Below are 4,882 nucleotides of genomic sequence, written 5' to 3' on the forward strand. Positions count from 1 at the left end.
CGGGAATGTTTGGAAATGATTTGTGCTGAAGATTCTTGATATTTTCGTTTTAAATTCAACCATTTTAGGGAATGATTTTTCTGTATTTACCGAAAATTGCTCTGTAACACACTCTTACTTATAGGCTTACGCTTAAGCCCCAATTTTTGGCGAATCTGCTTAGTCCCCTTTGAGACCCCGATATTGTACGCAAGTATTGTAAGCAATATTTTGAGGGGTGTGGAGAACTTTAAATGGGTGAGAATCTAACCAAAAACGCAAGAAAACCGCTATGCTTCATGGCTGAAATGCCAAGCGCGAAATATTGCACGATCCTTACCTTTGGCTTTTCTTCCCAGGGGTGGGTCACAATGCACCTATTCATTTCCAATTTTTTGACATTTTTCTTGATAAATATTTTATTTGTAGTATATTTATAGTAGTAGTAGAAAAAATCATAGAAGGAGGAATTTAACATGATGAGTGTAAAAGTTTTGCCAAAGTATCAAATAACGATCCCTAAGGTAATTCGGGAAAAGATGCATTTGCATTTAGGGGATGCGCTTGTGATCGAAGAAGAAGACAAGGAGACAATGATTATCAAGAAAGGGAAAACCATTTATGATTATATTGGATCTCTGCCTAATCTGGGAATAAGCATTGAAAAGATACGAGAGAAGGCAATAAAGGAGGCAATGAAAGATGAATAAGGCTTTTATTGACACAAGCGTAATCTTACGATTATTGGTTAAGGACGACGAATGTAAAATAAAATCCTCCCTTGAGCTTATTAAAAATGCAGATGAACGAGCAGGGGCTCTTTATATTTTGCCGGTGGCGGTACTTGAAATTGTGTGGGTACTAGAAAAGGTATACAAGTATACCAGAAAAAATATAAGGGAATTAGTAGAAGCTATTCTTAATACCCCGGGGATAAAAACCGAAAATGAGCAGGTATTTAGAGATGCCCTTTTAACTTATGAAACAAAAAATATAAAATTTGCTGATGCAGTAATGGGATACTGGGGATTGGAGAAAGGATTTACTACTGTCTATACTTATGACAAAAAAGATTTTAAGAGGATCGAAGGGCTCAAGGTAAAGAGTCCTTAAATTTTCAGACTTTTGCAATTACCTTAGGGGTAGATGGGGATAAATATAAATTATTATTCACCAGCTGAAAAAGACCGACAGCCGTTAAAAAATTGAGGTAAAAAATTGAAGAAGGATATATCCGCTGATATAAAATTGATTGCCGAATCAGTTGAGCTTATGCTGAAAAGTTTGAAAGAACAGCTGAAGAAGCTGGAACGGGCCAGAAACGAACCGTATTATCTGCCTGAAGACAAAATCGCCCGCCTCAGAGTGTCCTACGAAGATTGGACAGCCTGCCTTGACGACTACAGGAACAGTCTAAACTGCGCGGACAGCGTCACCATGCAGAGCGGCAGAATAAAAAACCTCCGCAGGAAGATCCGCCAGCTGGGATCACTCATCAGGAAAACAGGTGATTTGATAACCATCATCGAAAAGAAATCCTCAAAGAGAAAAGAGGTTGATCACAGCCAATTCATCAAACCCGAACGCAGGAAAGAACTGGAAAAGGGAATAAGGGATAACCCTTTTCAGCTGCCTCCCGGAGTGACCATGAAAAAGGAAATCATGACAGACGGCAATCAGGCCTGGGAATTCAGACACAGGGACATGGGACGCCTGGGCAGTATCTCGCTTAAGGCAATGGGCGGGCAGACTCTGATCATTCACGAGGTGGCGGGTGACCAGGATGATCCGCTGACTGCGAAGCGGAAAGAAATCTTCGAGCCAATAGCCAGGAAACTGTCAGCCCGGATGGAGAAAATTCTGGGCAAGGGCAAAGGTACCCCTCCAAAGCATATCGAGACTGCGAACGAACCGCCCATGCCTGTGGCCACCAGGATCGTCCAGTGCGAAACATGCGGCGAACCGGCAGCGCTAATGGTGTTCGCCGACCATGCCAAAACCCCGGATGAAATGGAAGATTACGCCAGAATGGTGTACAGGTATGTAGCCGACAGGAATCTTCCTGCATGGATACTAGGCTGCGCTCTTACGGATCCGAATGAGGATCCTGACGCTCCGTCATACGCCATGAAAGTCTGGCCGGAAAAGGAGAGAATCCAGTTGGTGACACCTGACCAGATTCTTCCTGACATTGACGAAGCTGCGGAAAACCACTGCAAAAAGGACCGCCTGAAAAAAGATCCCAACAAGGAACGGCTAAATCTGGTTAAGAAAATAGATATCTTCGTCAGAAACATCGAGGCCACAGGCGGCGGGGAAGAAAAACTGCTGGAAAATCTTTATCATCACATGTACGACTTCCATAAACTGATGAAGCTGTGCAGTGAGAACGAACTTAACTTTTTTACCAAAACACATCCTGGATTCGGCAGGTATGCGCACATGATGAACAATGTGGCTGGTACGCTCAGATCGGGATTTATCAAAGAAAACGCGGACGGATCTTTTTCCTAAAGACGACCGCAGTATGATCAAATATAGAGGGAAAAAGCATAATAGGAGGCAGATAGCACCTGAATATTATATGCAGGTATTATACGCTATATTTTGGGGGAATATTTCATCGGGAAAACAGCGACAAATAAGATTGTATTGGTGGTAACAGCTTGCAACCACGGGGGTTACAGCAACCATGTAATATTGCACGTTCCTTACTTTGGGCTTTAATGTGTAAGCAGAAGGAGATTTGGACTGCCAGCTGCCGCAGTACTCTGACCCATTGTCCGTTTGTCTTATGGAATTAGCAGGCAATACGTTAAATTTACGTAACCAGTAGTTTATGTAGTTAGCGAATATGGTGGAATGGGTTAAGCTTCTTTCGTCGGCAAAGCCTAAAAATTGGATGCCACAGCTTACTTCTCTGTAAGTGTACTGAACTCTAGGCAGTTTAAGCTGAGTCATTTGGGTCCAGTATTCAGGGATATCGTTTAAATCTTTAGTATCTTCACAAGCGCGTTCAAACAAAGCATATTGTTTCTTAACTTCGCGAAGGTTGTTCTTGGTCTTATACTTCTTAATCCTTCTTCTTGAATGCACGTTAGCTTCCCGCCAAATCTTACGCATAGTTTTAGGAGACAAATTGATATCTTCCAACGCTTTTATTTGTTCAGCCCCCAGCCGTTTGTATTTCTTCTTTAATTTAATAGCCTGCTGTTTAATTTCAGGCGGTGTTTCCCTTGGAGAAGTATGAGGTCTTCTCGAACGGTCCGCCAGACCAAAATAACCCTCTTCAGTAAGACGTGTTATCCACTTACGCACAACACCAGAACTGGTATTATATGTCCTGGCAGCAGGCTTACAGCCATGCTTTAAGGCGTATTGGATCATCTGGTAACGGTGAGCCCTTTTGTCTTTACAATTTCTCATAATTTGATAGTATCGCACTGGGCACATAATGATATCCTCCTCTTTATTTGGGGAAAATTTAAGGAAGGTATCTTAATATACTATGTGCCCTTTTTTATTACCATTTTATCCATAGGATCGTTAATGTAGTCATCCCATTCTTTAACCCTTCGCCATTTCTGGGAGAGACTGTCCCGCGCAGGCCAAACAGTAACCGGCGCGTATTGCTCGTAATATGCAGTTTCATTAGTTTGGATAGCGATGGTCTCCTCATCTATCTGTTTCTTTCTTGGTTTCCGTTCTCTTGTAACCAGCCTATTGAACCATCTTCTGAAAAGTCCGGACTCTGTCCTTATCTCCTTAAACAGATTACAGTTAACTATCAATATTTTCCTGACCCCATCAGAGAATTCTCTGATGGGGTCTGCCTTGTCTCCTCCACCTAGGGGGTAAGGATGTATCTTACCATTTCCATTTCGCCTTACTTTCGTCCTTGACGATTTATCTACTTTATGATATCCTTTCTTTAAAGGAGGCAAAAATAATGATTACGATGACATCAAAACATCAAGTAACAATTCCAAAAAAGATAATGGATGTGCTTGGCCTAGGAAAAGGATCTATATTCGATGTAGCAATTTCAGAGAATAGAATTGAGCTTATTCCTCTTGAGGCAATAGAAAAAGTGTTTACAGAAGAAGAATATAAAAAACTAAACATGCTTTCCATGAAGGAAAAAGGAAAAGAAAAGCTGGTAACAAAAAAATTTATTGATAATTTAAAAAAAGGAAGCGTGAACTAAATGCCTTTACGCCTTTATCACCGACCTTCTTTTGAAAGAAGCCTTAATCGTCTTGGTCATGGGCAGAAAAAAACAGTAGGGTTAATACTGGAAGCATTAGATATTTATTATTCCAGTGGTTGTAATCTAATGGAGGCAAAAAAACTCGCCGCAAGATTTTTTTATAAACAACTCAGAAAGCCTTATTATGAGACTGGAATAGAAAAAAATATTCGCGTTCTCATAAGGAGAGAAGGCTCAAAGTGTATCGCTATATTGGCAGGAAATCATAATCAAATAAAACAGTTTTTGGCTAATACATAAAATCTATCTCTTGTCTAAAAATTCCCCTGTTTCTTAAGTCTCTCTAAGGAGTAACCGTAACATAGCTGCGATTTCACCCAATAAAACTTCCGTTTTTATAAATGGAACTGGAATAATGTTCCGATTTTATGAAAGATCCCGATGGAAAAGCAGTCTTTAGGGTATTACCAAAAATCGTGTAAAAATGTGACTTAACGGTTCTGCACGCATAATGTAACAGATTACTGATAGTCTGTTATATTAAATAAAACCTTGCTGCTAACTGATTCGCGTCTTAATATTTATGCGTGCAGGACGCTAACGCCCTAATTTGGCACTTTTGTGCAATGTATACCGGCAAGTGAAAAATTGAAAATGGAGTATATGTCGTAAGTATTATACGCAATGTTTTAA

General features: G+C 40.5%; 7 protein-coding genes. 5 read left to right on the forward strand and 2 right to left on the reverse strand.

Annotated features, from left to right (window positions below; all coding sequences use genetic code 11):
* The first annotated feature begins 455 nt into the window (after positions 1-455).
* The 3 genes from KKC91_10875 (at position 456) to KKC91_10885 (ending at position 2,493) form a co-directional block, all read left to right on the forward strand.
* Positions 456-689, forward strand: a complete 234-nt coding sequence (locus tag KKC91_10875) for an AbrB/MazE/SpoVT family DNA-binding domain-containing protein (GenBank protein ID MBU0479054.1) — start codon at positions 456-458, stop codon at positions 687-689.
* Positions 682-1,092, forward strand: a complete 411-nt coding sequence (locus KKC91_10880) for a PIN domain-containing protein (GenBank protein MBU0479055.1) — start codon at positions 682-684, stop codon at positions 1,090-1,092. The genes KKC91_10875 and KKC91_10880 overlap by 8 nt, the downstream gene beginning before the upstream one ends.
* Positions 1,093-1,197: 105 nt before the next feature.
* Positions 1,198-2,493, forward strand: coding sequence for a hypothetical protein (locus KKC91_10885; GenBank protein ID MBU0479056.1), 1,296 nt, complete (start codon positions 1,198-1,200; stop codon positions 2,491-2,493).
* 66 nt (positions 2,494-2,559) lie between these two features.
* Here the strand turns inward: KKC91_10885 and KKC91_10890 are convergent, their stop codons facing one another.
* Together KKC91_10890 and KKC91_10895 are read right to left on the reverse strand one after the other, a co-directional pair.
* Positions 2,560-3,432 (reverse strand): helix-turn-helix domain-containing protein, encoded by an 873-nt coding sequence (locus KKC91_10890; protein MBU0479057.1) that lies wholly within the window; start codon positions 3,430-3,432, stop codon positions 2,560-2,562.
* A gap of 53 nt (positions 3,433-3,485) precedes the next feature.
* Positions 3,486-3,923, reverse strand: coding sequence for a hypothetical protein (locus KKC91_10895; GenBank protein ID MBU0479058.1), 438 nt, complete (start codon positions 3,921-3,923; stop codon positions 3,486-3,488).
* A 14-nt stretch (positions 3,924-3,937) separates the two neighbouring features.
* On the opposite strand from KKC91_10895, the gene KKC91_10900 reads away from it, so the two are divergent.
* Together KKC91_10900 and KKC91_10905 are read left to right on the forward strand one after the other, a co-directional pair.
* On the forward strand, positions 3,938-4,186 hold the full coding sequence (locus KKC91_10900; GenBank protein ID MBU0479059.1) for an AbrB/MazE/SpoVT family DNA-binding domain-containing protein: 249 nt from the start codon (positions 3,938-3,940) through the stop codon (positions 4,184-4,186).
* Complete coding sequence (locus tag KKC91_10905) at positions 4,187-4,489, forward strand: hypothetical protein (protein MBU0479060.1); 303 nt, start codon at positions 4,187-4,189, stop codon at positions 4,487-4,489.
* Positions 4,490-4,882: the final 393 nt, after the last annotated feature.

Source organism: bacterium, from assembly GCA_018812485.1.
In the GTDB taxonomy this organism is placed as follows: domain Bacteria; phylum JAHJDO01; class JAHJDO01; order JAHJDO01; family JAHJDO01; genus JAHJDO01.